23 protein-coding genes are annotated in these 22,873 nt (G+C 59.6%); 17 read left to right on the top strand and 6 right to left on the bottom strand.

Annotated elements, in window-relative coordinates:
• Window positions 1-146 precede the first annotated feature (146 nt).
• The 4 genes from LOY43_RS14760 (at window position 147) to LOY43_RS14745 (ending at window position 3,424) form a co-directional block, all read left to right on the top strand.
• Window positions 147-752, top strand: a complete 606-nt coding sequence (locus LOY43_RS14760) for a TetR/AcrR family transcriptional regulator (protein ID WP_095049055.1) — start codon at window positions 147-149, stop codon at window positions 750-752.
• 73 nt (window positions 753-825) lie between these two features.
• Entirely contained in the window at window positions 826-1,941 is a 1,116-nt protein-coding gene (locus LOY43_RS14755; RefSeq protein ID WP_095049054.1) for an AI-2E family transporter, read from the top strand.
• 108 nt (window positions 1,942-2,049) lie between these two features.
• Window positions 2,050-2,838 (top strand): DUF2092 domain-containing protein, encoded by a 789-nt coding sequence (locus tag LOY43_RS14750; protein WP_258708259.1) that lies wholly within the window; start codon window positions 2,050-2,052, stop codon window positions 2,836-2,838.
• A 1-nt stretch (window position 2,839) separates the two neighbouring features.
• Window positions 2,840-3,424, top strand: a complete 585-nt coding sequence (locus tag LOY43_RS14745) for a hypothetical protein (RefSeq protein ID WP_095049052.1) — start codon at window positions 2,840-2,842, stop codon at window positions 3,422-3,424.
• Here LOY43_RS14745 and LOY43_RS14740 read toward each other — a convergent pair whose 3' ends face one another.
• Window positions 3,425-4,018 carry a hypothetical protein gene (locus LOY43_RS14740; RefSeq protein WP_095126035.1) on the bottom strand — a complete coding sequence of 198 codons (594 nt, stop codon included), beginning with the start codon at window positions 4,016-4,018 and terminating at the stop codon, window positions 3,425-3,427. It abuts the gene before it with no gap.
• Window positions 4,019-4,142: 124 nt separating this feature from the next.
• On the opposite strand from LOY43_RS14740, the gene LOY43_RS14735 reads away from it, so the two are divergent.
• Window positions 4,143-4,787: a nucleotidyltransferase domain-containing protein gene (locus LOY43_RS14735; protein WP_258708258.1), complete on the top strand. Its 645-nt coding sequence runs from the start codon at window positions 4,143-4,145 to the stop codon at window positions 4,785-4,787.
• Here the strand turns inward: LOY43_RS14735 and LOY43_RS14730 are convergent.
• On the bottom strand, window positions 4,761-5,423 hold the full coding sequence (locus LOY43_RS14730; RefSeq protein ID WP_408980806.1) for an NADPH-dependent F420 reductase: 663 nt from the start codon (window positions 5,421-5,423) through the stop codon (window positions 4,761-4,763). The two genes, LOY43_RS14735 and LOY43_RS14730, sit on opposite strands and share 27 nt — an antisense overlap.
• A 99-nt stretch (window positions 5,424-5,522) precedes the next feature.
• Between LOY43_RS14730 and LOY43_RS14725 the strand changes: the two genes are divergently transcribed.
• Window positions 5,523-6,410 (top strand): LysR family transcriptional regulator, encoded by an 888-nt coding sequence (locus LOY43_RS14725; RefSeq protein WP_258708257.1) that lies wholly within the window; start codon window positions 5,523-5,525, stop codon window positions 6,408-6,410.
• 31 nt (window positions 6,411-6,441) lie between these two features.
• On the opposite strand, the gene proP is transcribed toward LOY43_RS14725, so the two are convergent.
• The 3 genes from proP to LOY43_RS14710 form a co-directional block, all read right to left on the bottom strand.
• Entirely contained in the window at window positions 6,442-7,944 is a 1,503-nt protein-coding gene (gene proP, locus LOY43_RS14720) for a glycine betaine/L-proline transporter ProP (RefSeq protein WP_093431427.1), read from the bottom strand.
• A gap of 250 nt (window positions 7,945-8,194) precedes the next feature.
• Window positions 8,195-8,854: a DUF3313 domain-containing protein gene (locus LOY43_RS14715; RefSeq protein ID WP_258708256.1), complete on the bottom strand. Its 660-nt coding sequence runs from the start codon at window positions 8,852-8,854 to the stop codon at window positions 8,195-8,197.
• Window positions 8,854-9,171, bottom strand: a complete 318-nt coding sequence (locus tag LOY43_RS14710) for a hypothetical protein (protein WP_258708255.1) — start codon at window positions 9,169-9,171, stop codon at window positions 8,854-8,856. The genes LOY43_RS14715 and LOY43_RS14710 overlap by 1 nt, the downstream gene beginning before the upstream one ends.
• 148 nt (window positions 9,172-9,319) lie before the next feature.
• Here LOY43_RS14710 and LOY43_RS14705 point away from each other — a divergent pair, with 148 nt between their 5' ends.
• The 6 genes from LOY43_RS14705 to LOY43_RS14680 all read left to right on the top strand — a co-directional run bounded on the left by LOY43_RS14705 (window position 9,320) and on the right by LOY43_RS14680 (window position 15,735).
• A complete protein-coding gene (locus LOY43_RS14705) occupies window positions 9,320-10,042 on the top strand; it encodes a response regulator (protein WP_095049046.1) in 723 nt (240 codons plus the stop codon).
• Window positions 10,039-11,367: an ATP-binding protein gene (locus LOY43_RS14700; RefSeq protein ID WP_095049045.1), complete on the top strand. Its 1,329-nt coding sequence runs from the start codon at window positions 10,039-10,041 to the stop codon at window positions 11,365-11,367. The genes LOY43_RS14705 and LOY43_RS14700 overlap by 4 nt, the downstream gene beginning before the upstream one ends.
• 56 nt (window positions 11,368-11,423) lie before the next feature.
• Complete coding sequence (locus tag LOY43_RS14695; RefSeq protein ID WP_258708254.1) at window positions 11,424-12,713, top strand: FAD-binding oxidoreductase; 1,290 nt, start codon at window positions 11,424-11,426, stop codon at window positions 12,711-12,713.
• Window positions 12,714-12,738: 25 nt separating this feature from the next.
• Window positions 12,739-13,296, top strand: a complete 558-nt coding sequence (locus LOY43_RS14690; protein WP_258708253.1) for a helix-turn-helix domain-containing protein — start codon at window positions 12,739-12,741, stop codon at window positions 13,294-13,296.
• Window positions 13,297-13,317: 21 nt separating this feature from the next.
• On the top strand, window positions 13,318-14,664 hold the full coding sequence (locus LOY43_RS14685; RefSeq protein ID WP_258708252.1) for a glutamine synthetase family protein: 1,347 nt from the start codon (window positions 13,318-13,320) through the stop codon (window positions 14,662-14,664).
• Between the two features lie 102 nt (window positions 14,665-14,766).
• Window positions 14,767-15,735 carry an aldo/keto reductase gene (locus LOY43_RS14680; RefSeq protein ID WP_245397983.1) on the top strand — a complete coding sequence of 323 codons (969 nt, stop codon included), beginning with the start codon at window positions 14,767-14,769 and terminating at the stop codon, window positions 15,733-15,735.
• 3 nt (window positions 15,736-15,738) lie between these two features.
• Here LOY43_RS14680 and LOY43_RS14675 read toward each other — a convergent pair whose 3' ends face one another.
• Window positions 15,739-17,712, bottom strand: coding sequence for a GTP-binding protein (locus LOY43_RS14675; RefSeq protein ID WP_095126029.1), 1,974 nt, complete (start codon window positions 17,710-17,712; stop codon window positions 15,739-15,741).
• A gap of 769 nt (window positions 17,713-18,481) precedes the next feature.
• Here LOY43_RS14675 and LOY43_RS14670 point away from each other — a divergent pair.
• From LOY43_RS14670 to LOY43_RS14650, 5 genes are all read left to right on the top strand, one after another.
• Window positions 18,482-19,735, top strand: a complete 1,254-nt coding sequence (locus LOY43_RS14670) for a M48 family metallopeptidase (protein ID WP_258708251.1) — start codon at window positions 18,482-18,484, stop codon at window positions 19,733-19,735.
• Complete coding sequence (locus LOY43_RS14665; RefSeq protein ID WP_095049038.1) at window positions 19,732-20,166, top strand: VOC family protein; 435 nt, start codon at window positions 19,732-19,734, stop codon at window positions 20,164-20,166. Before LOY43_RS14670 ends, LOY43_RS14665 begins: the two co-directional genes overlap by 4 nt.
• Window positions 20,160-21,284, top strand: a complete 1,125-nt coding sequence (locus tag LOY43_RS14660) for a PQQ-binding-like beta-propeller repeat protein (protein ID WP_095126028.1) — start codon at window positions 20,160-20,162, stop codon at window positions 21,282-21,284. Before LOY43_RS14665 ends, LOY43_RS14660 begins: the two co-directional genes overlap by 7 nt.
• 36 nt (window positions 21,285-21,320) lie before the next feature.
• Window positions 21,321-21,968, top strand: a complete 648-nt coding sequence (locus LOY43_RS14655; RefSeq protein WP_095049036.1) for a class I SAM-dependent methyltransferase — start codon at window positions 21,321-21,323, stop codon at window positions 21,966-21,968.
• A gap of 73 nt (window positions 21,969-22,041) precedes the next feature.
• Window positions 22,042-22,860, top strand: a complete 819-nt coding sequence (locus LOY43_RS14650) for a hypothetical protein (protein WP_258708250.1) — start codon at window positions 22,042-22,044, stop codon at window positions 22,858-22,860.
• Window positions 22,861-22,873 lie beyond the last annotated feature (13 nt).

Raw genomic sequence — 22,873 nt, 5'->3', positions numbered from 1 at the left:
AGAGCAAAGGGCAAGTGAGTGAGCTCGTTGCAGCGCTGCACGGAGAAAGTTTTGTCATCTAAAAATATTTTTGTAAAGAAAATATTTGTCGGTGAAAAAAGATCTCCGTAGGCTGAGGGCCATTGGCAAGGATCATCAGAGGCAACATGAGCGGACTCAGAGAACGGCAGAAGGAACAGCGCCGGCAGGTGATTGCCGAGGCGGCGCTCGAGTTGTTCAAGCGCAACGGTTTTGCGGCTACCACGCTGGACCAGATCGCCGTGCAGGCGGGGGTTTCCGCCCCCACCGTGGTCAACTATTTCGGCGGCAAGCAGGAGATTCTGCTGGCCTTGCTCAAGCAACCCGACGAGCAAGCCATGCGCGAGGCGCGGGCGAATCTCGACGATGCCAGTGATCCGCTGGAAGCGCTGTGCGAGTTCGAAGGGCTGATGACCGATTACCAGCTACAAGCGATGCCGGCTTCGTTATGGCGAGAATTGGCGCCGTTCCTGCTGACCGGTGAGTTGGCTGAGGCGATGAGCCCGTGGAATGCCGCCGTGATCGAAGAGACCAAAGCGCTGCTTCTGCATTTTCAGCAGGCCGGCAAAGTGCGCGAATTGATCGATCTCGACGTGGTGGCGACGCTGTTCAACCAATACGCAAACATGGCGTTCATTCGCCTCGCCACGCAGGAGGTGCCGGATCGCCCCGCGCACGCCTTGCACATGCGCGGGGTTCTGAATCTGTTGTGTCACGGCATGCTGGAGCGCTAAGGCTAAAAGACGATGAGCTGGAAGTGGACTAGGCTCACAGCGGTTCAACGCTGGCCCAATCAGGAGAGCCGACATGGAAGACAAACCGCTGATAACGTTTCAGAGTTCCAGAGCATTGCTCGACGTGCTCATTCGAGCCGGCCTGATCACCGTTCTGGTGCTGTTCTGCTACGACATTTTCCATCCGTTTCTCAATGTCATGCTGTGGGCGCTGATCCTGGCCGTCACGCTGTATCCGCTGAATCAGGCTCTGGGCGCCAAACTCGGTAATCGCTACGGTTGGGCGGCAATCATTCTGGTGCTGCTGGGCCTGGTGATTCTGATGCTGCCGTTGAGCCTGCTGGGTGCTTCGATCGCCGATTCGATCAAGGGCAGCATGCACACGTTCGAAGCGGGGCAGTTCGAGATACCGCCGCCACCGGCCAGTGTTGAAGGCTGGCCGTTGATTGGCGCGCCGCTTTACGGCATCTGGATGCATGCGTCACAGGATCTGAGCTGGGTGTTTCAGGAACTGGCGCCACACCTCAAGGACTGGAGCAAAGTGGTGTTGCATCAAGCCGCCGGCGTCGGCGCAGGCATCGTGGTGTTTGTGATTGCCTTGATCGTTGCCGGGTTGATCATGCACCACGGCGAGCGCGGCCACCGCACAGCGGTTGCAGTCACCACACGTATTTCCGGGCCGGTGCGCGGCCCGCAGATTGCCCAACTGTGCACGGCAACCATCCGCGCCGTGGCACAGGGTGTGGTCGGCATCGCCTTTATTCAGATGCTGCTGGTCGGCGTGGCACTGGTGGTCATGGGCGTACCGGCGGCCGGTGTTCTCGCCTTGATGGTGCTGCTGCTGGGCATCACCCAATTGCCGGTGTTGCTGATCACGCTGCCCATCGTGATTTATGTCTTCGCCGTGGACGGGGTCAGCGCCAGCACGATTATCTTTGCGGTGTGGATGGCGATTGCCGGGCTTGCCGACAACGTGCTCAAGCCGATGCTGCTGGGACGCGGCGTCGCGGTGCCGATGCCAGTAGTCCTGATCGGCGCGCTCGGGGGCATGGTCACCAGCGGCATTATTGGTTTGTTCACCGGGCCGGTGATTCTGGCGGTTGGCTATGAATTGTTCATCGGCTGGGTCTATCAACCGGCCGATATCACCGAGCTTCTGGAGAGCCAGCGCAAAGAAAATCTACCGTGACACTCATCCCTCTCGCTGACGCATTGGCGTACACCTTAGCGGACGTCTAGGCTGGTCAGTCAGTCGCCCTTCGGGCGCAACGCCCACGCAGGGACAGGAGCGGAACCGATGAAAGCCCCAGCCAGTATTGTCTGCCTGATGTTCACACTGGTTCTCGCGCCGGGAGTCCGCGCCGAAGACCCGCCGGCGGCGCCCCCTCACGCGGCCACCGATGATGCGCCGTTGATCAACCCGCAAGTGGTCGACAAGCTCATCGATATGGGCGATTACCTGCGCAGCCTGCCGAAATTCCAGGTCGACGCCCAAGTCTCGCGCGACACGGTTCTTGAGTCCGGGCAGAAGATCAAGACCGAGTCCGCCAACACCCTGAAAGTGGTCGGCCATGATCGCCTGTATGCGAAAAGCGAAGGCGATGTGCGCACCCGCGAGTTTTTCTATAACGGCAAAAAACTCACCCAGTATTCGCCATACCTGAAGTACTACACCACCGTCGACGCCCCGGCCACCGTGGCGGAAACCCTGCACAAGGTCGAGAATTTCTACGGTGTGCAGGTGCCGATGGAGGACCTGTTTCTGTTCGGCAGTGATCAGGCGCAGATCGATGCCTTGAAAGCCGCGTTGTACGTGGGCCCGTCGGTCATCAAGGGCCAGCTCTGCGATCATTTGGCGTTTCGCCAGGAAGGTATCGACTGGCAATTGTGGCTGACCCGCTCCGACAAACCCTTGCCGTGCAAGCTGGTGATCACCACCACCGACGATAAGAGCTTCCCCGAGTACAGCGCGGTGTATCAGTGGAACCTCAAGCCGACCATTCCGGACACGCAGTTCACCTTCAAACCGGGCAAAGGCGATGTGGCGATTGCGTTTAAAAAAGCCAGCGATCAGGGAGGGCAGTGACATGAACAAGTCGATGACGTGGAGTTTGTTGTTGTCGCTGGCCGCCGCCACGCTGCTGACCGCCGGTTATGTCGTCGAAGCCGATGCCCGGGGGCAACGCGCCCAGGGGCATGCCCGCGCCAACGTCAACCGCGCGCCGGCGCCGAATGCGCAACGGGCGCAGCGGATCAATGCGCCGCAGCGCACCAACAATGTCAGTGCCGGTAACCGGGTCAATTCGGGCAATCGGGTCAATTCGGGTAACCGGGTCAATGCCGGCAACAACGTTGGTAACCGTACGAACGTCAACAACGGCAACCGAAACGTCAACATCGACAACAGCCGCGATGTCGATATTGATGTCGACGGCCATGGCCGTTATGGCTACGACGATCACTACCATCCGGTGGCGGCCGCAGTGGCGGTAACGGCAACCGTCGCGGCCACTGCGGCGGTGGTAGGGGCAATCTTTACCCCGGCGCAAATGCCCAGCAGTTGCGTGCAGGTGATTCAGTACAACGTCGCCTACATGCAATGCGGCTCGACCTGGTACCAGCCGCAGTATCAGGGCAGTGATGTGACGTATGTGGTGGTCAATGCGCCTTGATCAGGCTTTCGGCACCCACGCTTGCATCTGCGCCAACATGCCACGGCCGCCTCGGCGTAACCCGGTGGCCAGGGTCAGCCACGACAGCTCAGTAACGATGACGTGTGCGGCAGGCACCAGTCGCACTTCACCGGCAGTGCTGCCCGCCGGGCCACCGTCGGGCATGAAAATCGTCAGCCAGTCATCCACGCTCTCAACGATCAGGCACAGGCGAAAGCCTTCGCCCTCGGCAATCAGGCCGACCTTGGAACCGTCCTCGTTTTCCAGCCCGGCAAACCGCGCCGTGGTGTCCTTGAACAACTGGTAACCGGGCAGGTTGCTGAGCAGCTTGTTTTCCGTGGCCTCCAGCGCCCGCGCCGCCGCAGACGTGCGTGCCAGCAGCCCGGCGAGAAAACACAGGACGATCAGGCCCAGCAACGTCGCCACACTCACCAGCGTCACGCCCGCCACGTCATAGCCTTTGAACATCGGCAACAACTTCTCCATCGGCCCGCGCAGCAGGTGGATGGCTTTTTCGATCAGCACGACAATCAGCACCAGCGGCAGGATGAACAGCAGCCCGCCGATCACGGTGGTCTTGATGAACTTGAACATGACGGCTCCTTGAATGACGTGCGATCCGTTTCAAGGCTAGCTGATAAAAATCTTGAGCCGGGTGGTGAAAGCGGTTCGAATGGCGCACTCCCGTTATCCATCAATAGAACAACGAGCCTGAGACATGACGACAGCCCGGCCGCTGGTGCCCGATCAAGAGCAATGGCAACCCTGGACACCTGACGAATTGGCCCGACGTCTGAGCGCGGTAAACTACCCGTGGTGTGTGGTCGGCGGCTGGGCGCTGGACTTGTGGCACGGGCGGCAAACCCGGACTCACAATGATCTGGAGTTCACGGTGTTGCGGGCGGATTTTGCGTGTTTTCGTCAGGCGCTGAGCGATCTCGACTTCTACGCGGTGAAGGACGGTACGTTCCAGGTTTTGTCAGCGATTTGCTTGCCCGCCGCAGACATTTTTCAGGTCTGGGGATACGACCGCGCCGCACAGGCCTGGCGCGTGGATGTGATGATCGAACCAGGCACGCCGGACACCTGGGTTTATAAACGCGATCCGTCGATTGTCTGTTCACGCGCCGACATGGTGATGCGCAGCCCGGCCGGCATTCCGTATCTGCGACCTGCTGCCGTTCTCTTGTTCAAAGCCAAGCACGCGCGCGCCAAAGACCGCAGCGATTTCGCCATGGCTTTACCGCGGATGTCGGTGCAGGAACGCGTGTGGCTGGTTCGACATTTGACGCTGTTGCACCCGGAGCACGACTGGCTGGACGCTGTTCAGGCTTTATCAGCGCCGCCAACTGCTCAAGGGTAACTCGACCTCGCGCTCGGCAGCAGCCAGGGCTATCTCCAGCCCGGACTTGTCCAGCGGCGCGCAGTAAGCCGGTTTCGCCCGCTCGAATCGCCAGCTCTCATCGAGGCCTCCGGCGTCGACCGCATCGAAGCCGAGTTCGTCCAGCAAACCCACGACCAACGCCTTGGCGTCAGCGTCATCTGCGGCGACGGGCAGGGCGCGCCGCTCGCTGGAGCCGTGCGGGCGGGCATCGGTGAGCAAGTCCGCGGCGAGGATGGCATTGAACACCTTGACCACGGTGGCGCCCTGCAGATGCTCGGCGAGCAAACGGCTGGTGGTGGTCTGGAAGGTGTCGAGTACGGCGATGTGTCCGTCGCGATCGGGGTAATAGTTGTTGGCGTCGAGCACGATTCTCCCTTCGAACCAGGCTGGCGGCAGGCTCGGGATGTGTTCGTAGGGGATGGCCAGCAACACCACGTCGGCAAACTGTGTGGCCTGTTCGGCCGTGCCGATCTGGCAGCCGGTGATGCCGGCGAGCACGCTGCTCATGGTCTTCGGGCCGCGTGAGTTACTGAGCATTACTTCGTGCCCGGCGGCGAGGGCGATTTGCGCGACGGCGCGCCCAATGAATCCGGCTCCAACGATTCCAATTCGCATGGTGTGTTCCTCTGTCAGGTGGGGAGCCACTATGATGATTCATGACCAGATGCAGATAAATTGCACTCTGTTACTTACTTTCGCTAACAGGAGTTTCGAATGGATCGGCTGACCAGCATGGCGGCTTTCGTGATGGCGGCCGAAGCGGGCTCCTACGCCAGTGCCGCGCAACGCCTCGACATGTCGGCGCAAATGGTTGCCAAACACGTGGCCGCCCTTGAACAGCGGCTGGGTGCGCGGTTGCTCAATCGCACCACGCGCCGGCAGAGCCTGACCGAACTGGGCCAGGCCTACTACGAGCGCTGCAAGCACATCGTCACTGAGGCAGAGACCGCTGATTCGCTGGCGCAAATCATGAATGACACGCCGCGCGGCAAGCTCAGGATCAGCGCGCCGGTAACCTTCGGTTCGTACAGCCTGATGCCGTTCATGACCGCGTTCTTGCGCGAATTCCCTGAAGTGGAAATTGATCTGCACCTGACAGACCGTGCGGTGGATCTGGTGGAGGAGGGGTTTGAGGTGGCTTTCCGGATCGGCCCGTTGGCCACGGCTAGCCTCACCGCCAGGCCCTTGGCCGCGTATCGCTTGATTGTCTGCGCGGCGCCACGCTATCTGGCAGAACACGGCACGCCGCAAGTGCCCGCCGATCTGCAACAACATGAGTGCCTGGGTTATGCCTATTGGTCACGGCCTGCCGATCACGAGTGGTCGTTTTTCAACGGTGCGCAGGTCGAGCGCGTGCCGGTGAGCAGTCGCTTGCACGTCAACGAGAGCAAGGCGTTGTTGTCAGCGGCGGTGGATGGTTTCGGGATTGTGCTGGGGCCTGCCGACTTTCTTGAACCGGCATTGCGCAGAGGCGAGTTGGTGAGGTTGTTGGAGGGGGTTGAGGCGCCGAGCAGAGCGATGCATCTGCTGTACACGGCGCATCGGCAGAAGACCGCGAAAGTGCGCCAGTTCATCGATGCCGCGGTCAGCCGATTTGGCTGACCGGGCGATTTGGATGAGTGAATAAAACGACTCAGTTAATTCGCGGATGCTGCTGCACCAGTTCCTTGCGCTTGGCTTCCAGCGCGGCGATTTCGGCGTCGATGTCTTCGATCTTCTGCTCGATGTTGTCGTGGTGCTCTTGCAGCAGTTCCTTGGCTTCCTCGAGGTCCGAGGCTGCCGGCGCGGCACCGCGCAATGGCTTGTTCGCGGTTTCCTTCATGGTCACCCCGGTGGCCAGACCGATCACGGCGATGACCATCAGGTAATACGCCGGCATGTACAGATTATTGGTGCTCTCGACCAGCCACGCGACCACGGTCGGAGTCAGGCCGGCAATCAATACCGAGACGTTGAAAGCTGCCGCCAGCGCGCTGTAGCGAATGTGCGTGGGAAACATTGCCGGCAGGGTGGAGGCCATGACACCGATAAAGAAGTTCAGTAGCACGGCCAGCATCAGCAGACCGGCGAAGATCAAACCGATCTTCCCGCTGTTGATCAGCATGAACGCCGGAATCGCCAGAATGAACAAACCGATGCTGCCAACCACGATGAAAGGCTTGCGGCCGATCTTGTCGCTGATGAAGCCAATCGCCGGTTGTACGAAGAGCATGCCGACCATGATCGCGATGATGATCAACACGCCACGGTTTTCGCTGTAGTGCAGATTGTGCGAGAGGTAACTTGGCATATAGGTGAGCAGCATGTAGTAGGTGACGTTGGTCACCGCCACCACGCCGATGCAGGTCATCAGGCTGCGCCAGTGTTTGGTCGCGACCTCTTTGAACGAGACTTTCGGGCCACCGGCGAGGCCTTCGCGATCGCCTTGCTCAAGCTTTTCGACGTGCTGCTGGAACGCCGGGGTTTCTTCCAGGGCGTGACGTAAGTAGAGGCCGATCATGCCCAGCGGCAAGGCGAGGAAGAACGGCAGACGCCAGCCCCATTCCTCGAACTTCGCTTCGCCGAGCGTAGTGGAAATCAACACCACCACGCCGGCACCGAGGACGAAACCGGCAATCGAGCCGAAATCCAGCCAACTGCCGAGGAAGCCACGCTTGCGGTCCGGCGCGTATTCGGCGACGAAGATCGACGCACCGGTGTATTCACCGCCCACTGAGAAGCCTTGGGCCATTTTCGCCAGCAACAGCAGGATCGGCGCCCAGATGCCAATCGAGGCATAGGAGGGGATGAGGCCAATGGCGAAGGTGCTCAGCGACATGATCACGATGGTCGCGGCGAGGACTTTCTGTCGCCCGTACTTGTCGCCCAAGGCGCCGAAGAACAAGCCGCCCAGCGGCCGGATCAGGAAGGGCACCGAGAACGTCGCCAGCGCGGCGATCATCTGGGTGCCGGGGTCGGCGCCGGGGAAGAACACTTTGCCGAGCACATAGGCGACGAAGCCGTAGACACCAAAGTCGAACCATTCCATGGCATTGCCCAGGGCGGCAGCGGTAATCGCTTTGCGCATCTTGGCGTCGTCGACAATGGTGATGTCGTTCAGGCCGATCGGCTTGACGGTTTTCTTGCGTGATTTCATCCGGGTCTTCTCTTTGCTGATCCATCGTGCCGCGTAGATGCCATCTTTTTGATGGCGCGTACTCTTTGGCTCAGATACATGAGGACACGAAATAATTCACTGCTCGGCGCTTTTTTTCCTTGCACACCTGTGTAGGAGCTGCCGAAGGCTGCGATTGATCGTTCCCACGCTCTGCGTGGGAATGCAGCCGGGGACGCTCCGCGTCCCAATAAGATCGCAGCCTTCGGCAGCTCCTACAGGGGATATGTGTTTACCGGCGGATGGCCGTATACGATTGCCGCAGGTCGCTGGCCCAGCCATCCAGCACAACCTTGACATCATCGGCGGTCAACACCTGCTTGTCGTTCTCCAGCGGCACACCGGTGCCTTTGCGCACCACTTCGGCAATCACCTCGCCGGTCGAACCGTCCTCGAACGACACCTCGGTGGCGACTTGGCTGTCCTGATCGCGGATGCCGGTCGCCGTGCTCACACCGGCAGCGACGAGGGTGACCGGCAGCCACTCATAAAAGCGCAAACCCTGAGTGCTGGTCGCCACTTGGGTGATGGCGGGGCGCACCACCAACGTGTTCGGCCCCGGTTGGTTGACCAGATGCATCACCTTGCCTAATTCCAGTCGCAGCGCCGCATCGTAGTAGTCAGTGACCCCGGACAGCGTGCTCAGCGGAATCCGCGACGTCGGCTCGGCACTTGGGTAAAACTGGCTTGGCGCCAGGTAAACCTGGGTATATCGGCCCCGGGCGAGTGCCGGGCTGACCCACGCCAGCACCGGCTGACCGGACGGCGACTGACGTTCAGTCAACACGCTGTAGTCATGCAGAAAGCCGCTGTGCTCGACCTTGTTACTGCTGCAGGCCGACAGGCTCAGGGTGGTGGCGAGGGCCAGCGACAGCGAATGCGTGCGGGTCATTAACGGGTTTCCTTGTGAGGTTGCGTGGCGATGCTGTCGGAACATTCGATGTGCAACTGGCCGTGGCTCATGATCCATTGGATCAGGTCGGCGGCAGCAATGCTGTGGACGTATTCGACCCAGTGCGCATTGGTCGGGCTGAACTGCTCGAAGTAGCGGCGCAGGACGATGCGGCTCTGATCGCTGGAAACGCTCAGGCACGACTCCTGAAACACAATCGGCGTGTCGGGGCCGAGCGCGGCGGTGCGCTGGCTGAGGATCAAGGGACGATTGCTGTTGTGCCCCGCGGCGCAATGGTTGTCGTTCAATAGCTTCATGCGAACCCCCTTGGATTGGAATGGCCGCAGAATGCCCGCGAGGTTTTGCCAGAGAATGTCCGCTTGATGTCTGCTGCGTAGAAATGTTGCTCGATTGAAATAAATGACCCGGGCGCCGAAATGGCTTTAGATTGGCTTTTTTTGGTGCATGGATTCTGTAACTGTGAGCAGACTGCTGTTCGTCGACGACGACGTGGAAATTCTCGCGCTGCTGAAGAAGTTCTTCGTGCAGCACGCCTATGAAGTCGACGTGGCGCCGCACGGCGAGGCTATGTGGGCGGCGATCGCACTGAACCGGCCGGACACGATCATTCTTGATGTGATGATGCCCGGCGAAAGTGGCCTGAGCCTGTGCCAGAAGGTGCGCGCGCAGTTGGGCATTCCGATCATCATGCTCACCGCCATGGCCGAACTGAGTGATCGCATTGTCGGGCTGGAACTGGGCGCGGACGACTATCTGACCAAGCCGTTCGCCCCACAAGAACTGCTCGCTCGCGTACGTGCCTTGCAGCGTCGCGCCGCTGAACAGCGCAACCCGGTCGAGCCTTCCCGCCCGGTGATCGCCTTCGCCGGTTGGCATCTGGACATCACCTGTCGTGAACTGCGCTCACCGGAAAACGTGATGATTCCGCTGTCCGGCGGCGAGTTCGATTTGCTCGTGGTGTTCCTCGATCATCCACAGCGCATACTCACCCGCGAGCAGTTGATCGACCTGACCCACGGCCATGGTCACGACGCTTTTGATCGCAGTATCGATGTGCAAGTCAGCCGCCTGCGGCGCAAGATCGAGCCGGACAGCAAGCGCCCGGACCTGATCCGTACCGTGCGCAACGGCGGTTATCTGTTCACCGCCAAGGTCAGCCGCTCGTGATTCGCCGACTGTGGCGTGGCGACACCCTGCGCCGGCGCATCGCCCTGACGATCATTGCGGCAATGGTCGCGTCGCTGGCGTTGAATGCACTGTTCGTGCAAGTCGCCGGGATCTGGGCGCGGCCACCGATTGAACGCACCGGCCTGCTCGAGCAAATTGCCGCGACATCCCGGGTGATCGAGGCAGCCCCGGCCAACCTGCGCCCGCAACTGGCCGCTGCGGCGAGCAGCGCCATGCTGCAAGTGTCGTGGAAAGCGCAGCGCGCGGACTTCGATCTGCCCAATGACGGCCTTCGCCTGCCAGCGAGCAGGGTGCCGGTGCTGCAGCAACTGCTGGGCAATGATCGAAAAATCGAGGTGTTCAGCCCAGGCGACTGGCCGAACGGCAGTGCCCAGGCGCATTACGCCGCCGTCGTGCAATTGGTCGATGGCAGTTGGTTGTCATTTATCCCGCCGGAGCGCAGTTGGGGTCTGGAATTTGGCGTGCGTATCGTGATCGTCATCGCGTTGGGACTGATTGCCACATTGCTCGTCGCCTGGGTCGCCACCCGGCAACTGGCCAATCCGTTGCAGCGCTTCACGCGTGCCGCCAGAAGATTTGGCACCGACCTGCGCGCACCGCCGATCAAGCTCGAAGGCCCCGACGAAATTCGTCAGGCGATCATTGCCTTCAACACCATGCAGGCGCAGATCCAGCATTTCATCGCCGAGCGCACGCACATGCTGGCGTCGATCTCCCATGATTTACGTGCGCCGCTGACGCGCATGCGCTTGCGCAGCGAATTTATGGAAGATCTCGATCATCAGGGCAAACTGATTCGCGACGTTGAAGAGATGCAGTCGATGATCAACGCCGCGCTCGCGTTCTTCCGCGAAGACACCCACCGCGAGCAGACCACGGCGTTCGATCTGTCGGAGCTGCTGCAAACCATCGTCGATGATTACCGCGATCAGCAGATCAATGTCGACTTCGGCGGCCCGGCGCATCTGGTGTATGAAGGCCGGCCACTGGGGATCAAACGGGTGGTCGTCAATCTGTTGGAGAATGCGCTGAAGTATGCGCAGCGTCCGGTCATTGCGTTGAAGCGTGACGAGTATTCGATTCGCATCGAGATCAGCGACGAAGGCCCCGGCATTCCCGAGGTGGCGTTGGAGCAGGTCTTCGATCCGTTCTTTCGGCTGGAGACTTCGCGCAATCGTGACACCGGCGGTGTGGGTCTGGGTCTTTCCGCAGCGCGAGCCATCGTCCGTGAGCAGGGCGGTGAATTGACGCTGAGCAATCGCAAGAGCGGAGGGTTGATCGCGAAGGTCGAGTTGCCTGTGTGAAATTTCTTCTGTAGATTTTCATGAAATTACAAGAAACAAATTTCATGGGGTCGTGAATGTTTCAGCAATCCAGCCAGCACGTCGACAGCTATTACGCCCACAGTTGCGCCGATATTCTGCGCCATCGGCCGGCGCTGGAAGGCGAACATGACGTCGACGTGGTGATCATCGGCGCCGGTTTCAGTGGCCTGCACACCGCGCTGCGTCTGGCCTTGGCGGGCAAACGCGTGATCGTGCTGGAGGCCAGTCGCGTGGCGTGGGCGGCCTCGGGGCGTAATGGCGGGCAGGCGATTCTCGGCTGGTCGTGCGATATGCCGCCGCTGGAAGCCGCTCTCGGTTATGAGCGGGCCAGACGGCTTTGGGATGGCATGCGCTGGGCTGCCGACGAATTGCGCGAATTGCCCGGGCGCCATGGTTTCGATTGCGACTATCGCCCTGGGCATTTGTGGACGTCGGTGATGCCACGGCGGGTCAGCTTGCTCAGCGAATGGCAACACGAGGCCAGTCACAAGTGGGGCCACGATGCCTTGCAGTTCATTCCTCGTGATCAATTGCCCGAATGGGTGGCCACTGATCGCTATCAGGCCGCGCTGTACGACCCGCAAGGCGCACACCTCAATCCGCTGAAACTGGCGCTTGGCCTGGCGGCCGCCATCGAGCGGGCCGGCGGGCGTATCCACGAGCAAAGCAAGGCGTTGAGTTATCAGGAGGAGGGCGACGGTTTCCGGGTCAACACCGCGCGCGGTTCGGTGCGCGCCGATGTGCTGGTGCTGGCGTGCAACGCTTATCTCGATGAACTCGACCCGCAACTGTCCAGTTGCATTCTGCCGGTGGGCACTTATCAGGTCGCCACCGCACCGCTGACGCCTGAGCAGGCCAAGGCGCTGTTGCCGCGCAATGTCTGCGTGACCGACAACCAGTTCGTCCTCGATTACTTCCGCTGCACACCGGACAACCGCTTGTTGTTCGGCGGCGGCTGCACTTACCTGGGCGGCATGCCCAAGGACATCGCGGCGGCGACGCGGCCGTTTCTTGAGCGAGTGTTCCCGCAGCTCCAGGGTGTCGGCATCGAGTTTGCCTGGGGCGGGCATATCGACCTGACGATCAACCGCACGCCGGACGTTGGCGGCGAGGGTAACCGTTATTGGTTGCAAGGTTACTCGGGCCACGGCGTCCTGCCGACATTGGCTGCCGCACGTGCGGTGTCCAATGCGATCCTCGGCGATAGTGATGAATTGGCGCTGTACCAGGGCTTGAGCAATGGCCGTTTCCCCGGTGGCAAACATTTCGCTGCACCGCTGGAAGCCATCGGCAAGGCCTGGTATCGACTGCGCGACAGCATTTGATGAGACTTTTTTTGGAATCGCGGCCATGAACAAGCAAGAAGAAATCGCCGCGCTGGCGATCCTCATCCACGACCTGCGCAAGCACAAGAAGTGGACCCTGAAGGAACTGGCCGACAAGATCGGTCGTTCGGTGGGCTTCCTGTCGCAGGTCGAGCGCGGTTTGTCGCGGCCTACCGTGGCGGACCTGACTGCAATCAGCGAAACCTTCGGCGTGCCGACCACGTATTTCTACAGCCTGCCCAAACCCAAGGAATTGCCGTGGGTGACGCGCCCGGACGAGCGTCGCACGCTGTATTACGCCAATGGCATCACCGACATTCTGGTGTCGCCGCAGATCCGCGCCTCGTTCTCCATGCTCGAAAGCCATCTGGAAGCCGGCGCGAGCAGCGGTGATCGCCATCTGACCGACAGCTCGGAGCAGGGCGGTTATGTCCTCGAAGGCGAGCTGACCTTATGGCTGGGCAACGACGAAGAACCGATCACGCTGAAGGCCGGCGACAGCTTCCAGTTCGACAGCCATACCCGCTGCCGCTACGGCAACCTCTCCGAGCAGCTGGCCCGCGTGCTCTGGGTCTACACCTGATCACAACAAAGGATGAACACGATGGACGCTGTCTGCGCTGACCTGCTCGCCGAAGTGCGTGCCTTTCGCCAACGCTACCCCGAGGTGCGTTATGTCGATCTGATTTGCCTGGACATTCCCGGGCACTTCTATGGCAAGCGTTATCCAATCGACATGCTCGAAAAAGTCGCCGCCGGCAGCGTACTGAAGCTGCCGCAGAATTGCGTACTGTTGGGCGTGCAGGGTGGTTTGTTCCCGATTGGCGATTACTGCTTCAACGACGGCGATCCGGATGCCGTGCGCCGTCTGGTGCCGGGCACACTGAAACTGGTGACATGGGAAGCGCAGCCGCTGGGGCAGATGCTGATCACTTCCGACGGCACTGAAAAGCCGATCGAATTCGAACCCCGTGAAGTGCTCGCACAGGTGCTTAAGCGCCTGGCCCGCAAAGGCATTCACCCGGTGGTGGCCTTTGAGCTGGAGTTCTACCTGTTCGATAAAAAGCTGCGCGACGGTCTGCCGCAATTTCCTCGCGACGACCTGACCGACGACGCCGATGATCAACCGAACCTGCACATCGAACGTCTTTCACGCTTCGCGCCGGTGCTCGATGACATGGTCGAAGCCACTCGGGCGCAAGGTATCGACGCCACGGTGATTACCGCTGAGCTTGGCCCTGGACAGTTTGAAATCAACTTCGGCCATCTCGACGACGGTTTGCGTGCGGCGGATTGGGCGGCGTTATTCTGCCGCAGCACGCGAGGTGTGGCGCTCAAGCATGGTTATCGCGCCAGTTTCATGGCCAAGCCGTACTTGCAGCATCCGGGCAGCGGCATGCATGTGCATGTCAGTTTGTACGACGCAGTCGGCAATAATCTGTTGGCGGCCAATGAGCAGCAGCCGCTACGCCATGCAGTCGCGGGGTGTCTGGAATTGCTGCCGCACAGCATGCCGATCTTCGCGCCGAACCAGAACTCAATGCGCCGATTGGGCGGCACGGTGAACACCGCGACCAAAGCCAGTTGGGGTTTTGAGGATCGTGATGCGTGTTTGCGGATTCCCGAGTCGGACGCAAAGAACCTGCGGGTTGAATATCGCTTGGCGGGGGCGGATGCCAATCCGTATCTGGTGCTGGCGGCGATTCTGGTGGGGCTTGAACACGGGCTGGAATCGGCTAAAGAACCGATCACACCGCTGAATGAAGACCGCAACAGCGGGATCGATTTTCCCAAGGAAATGTTAGAAGCCGTGCGTGCGATGCAGCATCAGCCGCAGTTGCGTGAGGGCTTGGGCGCAGAGTTTGTGGATGTATATTGCGAGAATAAACGCCAGGATCATTTGGCATTCATGCAGGAGATCAGTGCGCGGGAGTACCGGTGGTATTTGTGACACCTGCAAAGCAGTCAGCCTTGAAGGGGGCAGGTGCCGAGACTCCACTATACTGCCCCGCGACATCATGGAAGCTTCGTAACAGGGACGGCGATATCGATCATGAACTACAGACGACTGGGACGCTCGGGACTCAAGGTTTCCGCGATTGCGATGGGAACCGCACAATGCAACTGGTGGGTCGACGAGCCTACCTCACGCCGCTTGTTCGATGCCTATGTCGAAGCGGGCGGTAACCTGATCGACACCGCGGATGTCTACCCGGTTCTGGGCGACGGTGTCGGTGGCAAGGCTTCCGAGGCGTTCGTCGGCCGCTGGTTGCAAACCACGGCCAGGCGTAATGAGGTATTGCTGGCAACGAAGGTGTCCGGGCGCATGGGGCCTGGGCCGAATGACGAGGGGCTTTCCTGGCGGCACATCGTCAAGGCTGTGGAGGGTTCGCTGGAGCGATTGCAAGTCGACTGCATCGATTTGTATCAGGCCCATGATGACTACGATGATATTCCGGTCGAAGAAACCCTGCGCGCCTTCGAACATCTGGTGCAGCGGGGCATGGTGCGTTACGTCGGTTGCTCCAACTTCAAGGCCTGGCGCCTGATGAAATCACTGGCGATCAGCGAGCGCAACGCACTGGTCGGCTACGTCAGTGTTCAAGAACGCTACAACCTGCTCGAACGGTGTCGTGTCGAATCCGAACTGCAGCCATTGTGCGTGGAAGAGGGCGTCGGACTCTTGCCGTATAACCCGCTCGCCAAGGGCTTTTTGTCTGGCCTGTACCACCCGCAGGCAGGATTGCCGGATTCTCCGCGCGCGCCGGGTGTACAGAGAGATTACTTCAACGAGCGCAACTGGCAGATCCTTGAATCACTGCGCCGGATTGCACGGGACTGCGACAGCACCTGTACGCAAGTCGCACTTGCCTGGTTGCTGGCGCAACCTGCGGTGGTGGCACCCGTGGTGGGGGCCAGTACTGTCGAGCAATTGCGCGAGATCATGGCGGCGCCACAACTGCACCTGCCGGCCGCCGATGTCAGTCATCTCAATCAGATCAGCCAGCCGCCGGTTCAATAGCCATCAAGCACTGCTTGCCGGCCGTCCGGTGCGCAAGCCCAGTCTGACTTGCCGCAGGTAATCCTGGCGATTGTAAGGGTTGGCCAAGGTGCGCTCCCGGCGAGGCGCAGTGCCCGTGACTGGCGTATACGTGGCCAATTGGCTTTCCATAAAACCAAGGCCGCTGGTGACATCGGGTATCTGGTGCTGCAACTTGTAGATTCGCGTGGTGACGATCGAGCCTTCGATCCGCGCGGTCTCTGCGTCCAGCGTGGTGCCATGGATTGTGGCCCCGGCCTTGGCCAGCAAACCATGCACCGCGCTGCTCAAGGCCGCCGGCACTTCGATGCTGAACTGGCTGCGCGGCTCGCAGACCGCGGTGCCGGCGCGGCTGATCGCTGCAGCCAGTACCAGCGGTGTGAGGTGTCGAAAATCAGCCGCAGTGCTTGAGGGCGATGCATAGTCGACGGTGGTCAATATCACCTCGCAATCGTGAACCATCCAGCCGCACGGGCCTTCCTTGAGACTCTCGAAGACCGATTCTTCAATCGCTTTGTAGAAGCTCGTCGGCATCAGCCCGGCATGGGCTTGACGAATGAATGTGAGTCCCGATCCTGCCGTCCCTGGACTGACACGAATACCGACGGTGGCGAGAAACGGGTTGTCGGGTTCATCGATTGATTCCTGGGCCTGACCAGACGCTTGCAAGGTTTCAACGCAGATCGCCGAGCTTTCCTCGAAGACCGCCTCGATGGCGTACTCCTCTTGCAGCGTGGCCTGGATGATTTCCTTTTGCACCTCGCCGTACAGCGAAACGAACATTAGCCCCGCCGGGTTTCGGCGCAAATCGATCAGTGGATCCTGTTCGGCCAGCAGGCTCAATGCTTCCCAGAGGGCTTTGGTCTGCGCTGGCAAAGCGGCTGAAACATGGGTTTCGATCGCCGGCGGGGTAAAGGTGCGCGCGGCTGTGTTGCGTTCTCTGCACGCGCCGATCCGATCGCCGATGCGCACGCCTTCAAGCCCGGTGACGCAAGCGATCTGGCCTGCGCGGGCAAGCGTTGCCGGTTGCAGACCGCCGCTTTCGGAGACCTGAATGGCGGTGATCCGGCTGGTGCCTTGCGGCGTCTCGATCGATTGGCGTACGTGCAGCGTGCCGGCCTGGACACAGACATGAAAACGCCGGTGCCCACCCCAGCCCCGGTCGATCTTGAATACCGAGGCAAGCACAGGTGCCTCGGCATCGTGACATCTGGCCGGGGCCAACCGCGTGAGCGTCTCGATCATCTGTGCGACGCCAACACCGGTAATGGCGGACCCGGCAAACACCGGATTGACCAGGCCTCTGCCCAGTTGCTCGCGCACCACTTGTTCAAGGCGCGAACCGTCGATTGTTTGCGCCGCCGTCACGTAGTCGTGCAACAACGTCTCATCGTGTTCGCACAGCACGTCCAGCCACTGTGACGTGACCTCGGCTGACGCCTGATCAATGCGTTCGACCGTGGCCTGTGCCGTGCCGGCGTCTCGCACAGTGCACAAGGCCAACGGGTGACTCTTGAGCTGAGCCTGGAGAGCCTCCAGGGTGCGCAGGAAATCGGCGCCTTTACGATCAACCTTGTTGATGAAGAAAACATGAGGTATCGCCATTCGTTGCAGGGCGTTGACCAGTACCCGGGTTTGCGCCTGAACCCCCTCGACGGCCGACACCACGACGACGGCGAGGTCGAGCAAGGCGAGCGTACGCTCCACCTCGGCAATGAAATCCGGGTGCCCGGGGGTGTCCAGCAGATTGATCAGCAGGTGGTTGAGCTCGAACGAGGCCACGGCGGATTTGATCGTGATGCCACGCTCCCGTTCCAGCAGCAGGCTGTCGGTGCAGGTGTTGCCCGAATCCACACTGCCCAGGCGCAAACGCGCACCGGCATCGAACAGGATCCGTTCGGTAAGGCTGGTCTTGCCGGCATCGACGTGCGCGAGGATTCCCAGATTAAGGGACTTCATGGTTGATCGCTCCTGATCATACGGCTGACGAGGCGGGTGTCGGCCGGTCGAACTCCATTCGAATGCGCTGTCCCACGGCGGATACATCCAGTTACCACCGGTGACGGTTGTTTAAACTAGTTGAGGTTTGTAGGTGCGTCAATTCACCACGGACTGTTGCAATTTGTTTCTGCTGTACCTTTTAACGCTGAAGGTGCCGAAATTGCGAGGCGCGACGGCGGGTAACTTTCTGTGCACCGTCGCGCATCGCAAAAAACATGATCGGGTTATTTTTCATTTAAACCATTGATACACGTCGAAAAACGCCAACGGAACTAACTAGAAGGTTCGTTTGGCCCTGGCGCGTGCCTTTCACAAACTTTCTTGACGTATCTTCGGACGACAGCTAAATCTTACGTCGCTGCAATTTGCAGCAAACTTTAAATCACATGGAGACAGTGAAATGATCAAATATCAAAGCGTACAAAATCGGATGCTGTCGGCGCTGTTCATCCTCTGAGAAGCAGTAACTTCCATTTCGGCCGCATTGAAAGATTCGGTCGTGAACGAAGTAACGGAATCGCATGGATATGCCATGCATACTTTTAAAAAGGAGCTTCAACATGATTAAGTTCAATAGCGTACAGAACCGAATCCTTTCGGCACTGTTCATCCTCTGATTGTCCGCTGTACACAAGATACCGGTGTCTTGTGAGGTACGGCCGAAGCATTGTTTCGGCCGTATTTAATCTCGACAGCGCAGTTTCTACATGTCATTAGGGAAAGTGATATGCACAGCAAATTGGACGATGCTTTTTCGCGCGCCGTGTTTTTCTATGATGACGCAGGCGCCCATCCGACGAATTGGTCGCGCTCCGTGTGTGCGGGGCTGGCGGAGCAGAACTTCGATGAGGTGCCTTACCGGGTGCCTCAACTGCTTGAGCCCTCAACGCTGATTGAAGTGGCACAGCGCCACGCAATCGGTGTCGACGAACTGGAGTTTTTTTCTTACCCGATGGATGGCCCGGTGACCAAGGTCAAGTGGTTGGCCGACATGCTGGAATGGGCCCCGCCGGTGCAGAAATTGAGCCTTGCACAGTGTCTGGCCGCCAGTTGCAGGTACCGTTACGCCAATCAGGTATTGACCAAAATACCTTACGAGGCACTGTTTCCCGACCAGCGTGTGACATTTCATCTGACCCGGTTTGCCATTCAGAACCGTCTTGAAATGACCACTTCGCATCAGCAAGACTTCACTGCGCTCAAGGCATTGCTACAGGCTCAACGTATGCCACCGTCCAGGGTTCTGGACGTTTGCTCGCAGGCGATTGTCTGGAAACTGAAAGGCGATTCCATCGATGATGAATTGAATAAATGGTTCATCGACGCTGGCGAAAAGGCCGCCCGGCAGATTGCTTCGAGCGACGCGCCGGTGGATCTGGTTTCGCTGTCATCGTTCTATCGCGGACTGGCCATGGTGCCGGCAGCCCGGGGCGATGTGGCAACCACGCGACAATACATGCTGCTGGCCGAAGAATATGCCGATGCGGTCATCCGTGGAGAAAAAGGCGCGAGTATTCCGGCAAGGGAAGCGCGCAAGACTGTTTACGAATCCAAGCTCAAGGAAATGCTCTATGTCGCCCGCGACATCGAGAGCGCACGCCAGGTGGCCGACGAGTTGATCGCCTACGATCCTCACTGGAGCATTTCCTATCACGAGGCTGCCGAAATCGAAGTCAAGGATCAGCAGTGGCAGCGTGCGTTGCAACGTTATCAGCAAGCTTACGATATCGGTTTTCCACGCGTGACGTATTCGCAGTACATGATCGGTGCCTGTCATCAGCAAATGGGTAACTTCGATCAGGCACTGGCGGCATTCAAAGACACCTTGTCGCTGGACACGACCAATATATCCGCAGGCGTCGCCGGTTATGAGGTCGCCTTACAGCACCTTCCAGAACAATTACCTTTCTTCAGGTCCTGCATCGACCGTTGGCAAGCTGACGGTATATTGCCCGACGAATATCGAGGGTTAGTCCAATGAGCGCTGCACTCGACAAGATCAAGATAGTTGCTGTGGATCATATTCAACTGGACGTCGCCGACATTGAAGAGAGTCGCGATTTTTATGCGCGCGTGTTTGGCTTCGAAGTCAAGGAAGTGGGCATTCGCGCATTTACCCGCTGGATGACGATCGGTGCCAATGAAACACTTTACTTATGCATGCATGAATATGCAGAAGGCCGCGGCGTAAAAAACGACGGACTGGAAATTACCCACTTCGGGATTTTAGTAGAAGACTTCGATCGGGTGCTGACGCAACTTCGCGATCACGGCGTAAAGTTGCTGCCGGACTATGAAGTTCAATACCATTCTTCACGTTCCGTTTATTTTATTGATCCTAACGGTTACAAAGTCGAAATCTCCGAGAAGTACGGCGGCGGTATCGAAAGTGCCAGGCACACCTCATGCTGAACGGACCCGGAACGGCATATGCGCAGCACCTGCAAAGCACTTGGTACAAAAACAACCAGGCGCTGCGCAGCCACAGACCCTGGCGCGAAACCTCGCACAAGAACTGGCAGGCTCCTCCTGCTTTTCAACGCACGGTTTCCTGCGACGAGAGGGTATGGAGCATTCCCGGCAGGATCGCTGATGACCGGATTCTGTTCGGCTGCTGGGACAACAGCTTGCAGTGCGTACGCTTGAGTGACGGCGAGCCGCAGTGGCGGTTTGCGACTCAGGGACCGGTCTATAGCTCGCCCGCCGTGTCGGCGGACGGCAGTTTCGTCGTGGGCTGCGAGGACCATCTGCTACGTCGCATAACCTGTGACGGCGAATGCCTGTGGACGTTTCAGGCGCAAGGGCCGTTTCACGCCAGCCCGACCATCGACTCCGCCAGACATATCGTCTACGCCGGCAGCTACGACCATACGCTCTACGCCGTCGACCACGTTTCGGGCACGTTGCTGTGGAAGCAGTCCTTCGACGAGCAGGTTGAGGATGACCTCTATAGCTCGCCGGCACTGGACGGGAACGGCAATGTCATCGTCGGCACAGACAATGTGCTGATGTGCTTCAGCCCCGAAGGCGAGGAGCGCTGGAGAATTACCGAAACCAGCCGGTTTGAAGGCACTGCTGCGATCGATCATGCCTCGGGGCGCGGGATCATCGGCACCGAAGTCGACGGCAAGATCATTGTCTTCGATGCTGCCGACGGTACGGTGCTGCGGCAATTTCACACCGACGGTTTCGTGGTCTCGTGTCCGAGTCTGTCACCGGAAGGTGTGGCGTACGTCGGCAGCAATGACGGTCACGTGTACGGCATTGATCTGCACAGCCTGAAAATGTTGTGGCGGGTCAATCTCGCCTGCGAGTTCCGCTACACACCCTTTACCGTGCTGCCAAGCGGCGACGCGTTGTTCGTCGGCACCGACGAGCGTTTGCACTGCCTGGCGCAACATAGCGGACAAACCTTGTGGCAACTGGAGCACGACACGGGATTTCATTCCTCTCCGTTGCTCACTGATGATGGGCACCTGGTGATTGGCTCGCACCGTAACGCTGTGCATTTTTATCAATGGATCCGCTAGCGTGGATCGAACCCCGGCAGTAAACAGGAGTGGTGGATGAGTCACGAACTGCAAGTCGAGACGCTCTTCGACGAATGGGCCATCGAGGATGGCGCGGTGGACATGGCGCGCGAGCATTGGGCACGGGTCGAGCCGGTATTGTCCGCGCTTGAATCGTCTACAGGTCGCTACCTGGAGATCGGTCCGGGCAACGGATATGCCCTGGAGTATATGGCTCGCTCGAAGTTTGCCAACGGCTATTGCCGGGCTGTGGAGCTCAGTCAGGAAATGGCGCGCATGTGCAGAACCAGAGTCGAGGATTGCAACAATGTCGACATCGATGTCGAGAGTTTCATGAACTGGCGCCCACCGGCGGGCATGCAGTTTGAGCTGATTTTTTCCATGGAGGTGTTCTATTACTTCGAAGACGTCACCGCCGCTATCGAAAAAGCCGCCGGCCTGCTGGCGCCCGGTGGCGAGCTGATTGTCATGGTGGACTATTACGAAGAAAGCGAAGAGTCGCAGGGATGGGAGCAAGAGCTGGAGGTCAAGCTGACACGCTGGTCACGAAGCCGATTCCTCGAAGCTTTCGAAGCGGCTGGCCTGCAAGCCGTCAGCCAGGAGGAAAAACGTGGTGGTGTGCACGAGCATGGCGTAACGCTCTGCACCCGAGGCACAAAAGCCTCGACAGGCGTAGCTGCGTGACGCAGCGCAAAAAACCATTGCGGCAGTCGCCAGGTGTAGCGGGTGAGCGATGTGCTTTGCGGGGAAGGCGCCGGTGATTTCCCATCTGGATCACGTCGTCTACCCCGTGTCGCAAGGCCTGTTCGATGAGGTCATCGGTCAGTTCACCCGCGCAGGCTTCATGCCGCATACGCGACAAGTGCGTCACGATGATGGCCGCGTCAGCGCATTCTTCCGGTTGAGCGGCGGGTATCTGGAGTTCTGCACGGGCATTGCGCCGGGGAGCGATCGAGGCTGTTCAATCTGGCTGTGTTCAACGGATCTGATGGCACATCTGGCGTGCCTTTTGCCCTCGCAGCGCGCAGCCCTGGCCCTGTCGGCCAAGGCTCCGGCGGGCGAGACGGCGCCGGCCTGGCTGATCGCCGACTTACCCGCCGGTGATACGGGCGATGTCAGTGTGTCGCTCATCGAGTACGTGCGCGGCATAGGTGGCGACCTTGCCACTCAAGTCTCGGATAACGGTTTGTTTGCGCTCGGCGGAGTGTCATTGCTCTGTGCCCGGCCGAAGCAGGAACAACACCATTACTTCACACACCTGGATGACCGGGTCAGCATCGCAATGGAGCCGGGACGCTTGATGATCGGTCAGCAGCGTCTGGCCTTTCTTGAGCGTCAGGCGTTACCCGGCAACGCGTCGACCGCTCTGATGGCGGCGCCGTGTCTGGTGCACCTGATCACGGTCGACGTCGATCGGACGAAGGCGTTGCTGCAGGCGGCCGGTTTCAAACTGCAAGAAGTACTCGGCCTAGGCCTGTTGGCCCGATCGAGTCTGGCGCCAGCGGTTTGCCTGGTGATCGACGACGGTTTGTCTGTGCAAGCCCATCACGATCAACTGCTGGCTCGCCGTGGCTGAGTACGCCAACATA

The sequence above is a fragment of the Pseudomonas sp. B21-041 genome (assembly GCF_024748675.1).
Classification (GTDB): domain Bacteria; phylum Pseudomonadota; class Gammaproteobacteria; order Pseudomonadales; family Pseudomonadaceae; genus Aquipseudomonas; species Aquipseudomonas neuropathica.
This window is presented reverse-complemented; position numbering and strand designations above follow the sequence as displayed.

Excerpts from the sequence above, each read along its gene's own strand:
- LOY43_RS14760 (WP_095049055.1), top strand. The coding sequence starts at position 147 with ATGAGCGGACTCAGAGAACGGCAGAAGGAACAGCGCCGGCAGGTGATT.
- LOY43_RS14755 (WP_095049054.1), top strand. The coding sequence starts at position 826 with ATGGAAGACAAACCGCTGATAACGTTTCAGAGTTCCAGAGCATTGCTC.
- LOY43_RS14750 (WP_258708259.1), top strand. The coding sequence starts at position 2,050 with ATGAAAGCCCCAGCCAGTATTGTCTGCCTGATGTTCACACTGGTTCTC.
- LOY43_RS14745 (WP_095049052.1), top strand. The coding sequence starts at position 2,840 with ATGAACAAGTCGATGACGTGGAGTTTGTTGTTGTCGCTGGCCGCCGCC.
- LOY43_RS14740 (WP_095126035.1), bottom strand. The coding sequence starts at position 4,018 with ATGTTCAAGTTCATCAAGACCACCGTGATCGGCGGGCTGCTGTTCATC.
- LOY43_RS14735 (WP_258708258.1), top strand. The coding sequence starts at position 4,143 with ATGACGACAGCCCGGCCGCTGGTGCCCGATCAAGAGCAATGGCAACCC.
- LOY43_RS14730 (WP_408980806.1), bottom strand. The coding sequence starts at position 5,423 with ATGCGAATTGGAATCGTTGGAGCCGGATTCATTGGGCGCGCCGTCGCG.
- LOY43_RS14725 (WP_258708257.1), top strand. The coding sequence starts at position 5,523 with ATGGATCGGCTGACCAGCATGGCGGCTTTCGTGATGGCGGCCGAAGCG.
- proP (WP_093431427.1), bottom strand. The coding sequence starts at position 7,944 with ATGAAATCACGCAAGAAAACCGTCAAGCCGATCGGCCTGAACGACATC.
- LOY43_RS14715 (WP_258708256.1), bottom strand. The coding sequence starts at position 8,854 with ATGACCCGCACGCATTCGCTGTCGCTGGCCCTCGCCACCACCCTGAGC.
- LOY43_RS14710 (WP_258708255.1), bottom strand. The coding sequence starts at position 9,171 with ATGAAGCTATTGAACGACAACCATTGCGCCGCGGGGCACAACAGCAAT.
- LOY43_RS14705 (WP_095049046.1), top strand. The coding sequence starts at position 9,320 with ATGGATTCTGTAACTGTGAGCAGACTGCTGTTCGTCGACGACGACGTG.
- LOY43_RS14695 (WP_258708254.1), top strand. The coding sequence starts at position 11,424 with ATGTTTCAGCAATCCAGCCAGCACGTCGACAGCTATTACGCCCACAGT.
- LOY43_RS14690 (WP_258708253.1), top strand. The coding sequence starts at position 12,739 with ATGAACAAGCAAGAAGAAATCGCCGCGCTGGCGATCCTCATCCACGAC.
- LOY43_RS14685 (WP_258708252.1), top strand. The coding sequence starts at position 13,318 with ATGGACGCTGTCTGCGCTGACCTGCTCGCCGAAGTGCGTGCCTTTCGC.
- LOY43_RS14680 (WP_245397983.1), top strand. The coding sequence starts at position 14,767 with ATGAACTACAGACGACTGGGACGCTCGGGACTCAAGGTTTCCGCGATT.
- LOY43_RS14675 (WP_095126029.1), bottom strand. The coding sequence starts at position 17,712 with ATGAAGTCCCTTAATCTGGGAATCCTCGCGCACGTCGATGCCGGCAAG.
- LOY43_RS14670 (WP_258708251.1), top strand. The coding sequence starts at position 18,482 with ATGCACAGCAAATTGGACGATGCTTTTTCGCGCGCCGTGTTTTTCTAT.
- LOY43_RS14665 (WP_095049038.1), top strand. The coding sequence starts at position 19,732 with ATGAGCGCTGCACTCGACAAGATCAAGATAGTTGCTGTGGATCATATT.
- LOY43_RS14660 (WP_095126028.1), top strand. The coding sequence starts at position 20,160 with ATGCTGAACGGACCCGGAACGGCATATGCGCAGCACCTGCAAAGCACT.
- LOY43_RS14655 (WP_095049036.1), top strand. The coding sequence starts at position 21,321 with ATGAGTCACGAACTGCAAGTCGAGACGCTCTTCGACGAATGGGCCATC.